General features: G+C 56.5%; 1 protein-coding gene. It reads left to right on the top strand.

Features of this window, described 5'->3' with window-relative positions; translation table 11 throughout:
• On the top strand, positions 1–1,195 hold a 1,195-nt coding region (locus IE083_RS16025), incomplete at its 5' end, for a type I secretion C-terminal target domain-containing protein (protein WP_189354951.1).
• Positions 1,196–1,419 lie beyond the last annotated feature (224 nt).

Here is a 1,419-nt window from a genome sequence, read left to right on the forward strand (position 1 = left end):
CCTCGGCGCCAAGCTGAACAGCAACGGCAACGAATACAACGACAGCGCCACCGCCACCATCGTGGACGACGACTACCCGCCACCGGTGTTTTACGGTGATGACGGTGCCTGGTTAATGAACTATAGCTCCCAGCATCAGTCGTTCGACATTAAAGCCAAGGACGGCGACATTACCTTGTTTGCCGGTCGCACCATTCACTGGGACATCTGGGTCGACGATATCAGTGCCGCCGGACTCACCCTGTTGGCATCGTCCTTGCCGACCGGCACCAGCGCTTACTGGGAAAAGCTGTACACCGGCAATGGTGACACTCTGTTCCGCTTCTACCTGACGGCGGGTGAAAACGATGTGGTGATGAGCCAGAGCAGCAGTAGTGGACAGTTCGATATCCAGTTGCTTGGTGATGGCCTCTCCAGCAGTACCAACGTACACATCATCAACTCGGATGAGTATGTGAAACCACATAACAACTATCAGGGTGACTATGCGACCGAATTTGACAGTGCTACGGCGGGCAATGGTGCCGATCGTGACTGGCTGAGCAGCGACACCAATGGTGGCGAGTTTTCGGTCACCGGTCCGGTGTCCGTCACCGGACAGACACTGGATGCACAGGGTGGCAACGACATGATTTACGGCACAGTCGGTAATGATGACCTTACCGGTGGTGACGGCGATGACTTCATCGATGGCCGTGCCGGCAACGACATCCTGCATGGTGGCGCCGGTAACGACGTGCTGATGGGTGGGCTGGGCAATGACATCCTGTACGGCGGCGACGGCAATGACCTGCTGAATGGTGGTTTCGGCAACGATACGCTGATTGGTGGTGCGGGCAGCGATACCTTCAAGTGGAGCCTGGGCGACCAGGGACTGGGCGGGGGTGCGGCCACCGATATCGTCAGCGTTAATGACTTTAAAACCAGTGAAGGCGACTCCCTCGATCTGCGCGACTTGTTGCAAGGAGAAAACAGCACCAATCTCACACAATATCTGCACTTCACCGCATCCGGCAGCAATACGCTGATCCAGATCAGTTATAGCGGCGAGTTCAATGGCAGCAATTATGACTCGACAATGGATCAGCAGATATTGCTGTCCGGCGTGGCACTGGACTCCCTGGCGGGGGCCGGGGCAACCGACCAGCAAATCATCGACATGCTGAAAAACAATTCCAACCTGAAGACGGACTGAAGCAAGGGGGAACGAGGGGGCAACAGGCCAGCACGAAGCTGGCCTTTTTGCCGTGAGGAGGCATGGCCTCATCATTGTTTGTGCGGCAGGGGGAGTGCAGGACTTGGCAATGGGGTGAATCATTGCCCTTCGGTACAGTATCGTCATAACAATCCTGCCGGTATGAACCGCCCCGGGTTTCGCGGAGGCCATTTTGTGTGAGTCAGACCAGCATGGCCTGCTCG

This window comes from Vogesella fluminis (genome assembly GCF_014652335.1).
In the GTDB taxonomy this organism is placed as follows: domain Bacteria; phylum Pseudomonadota; class Gammaproteobacteria; order Burkholderiales; family Chromobacteriaceae; genus Vogesella; species Vogesella fluminis.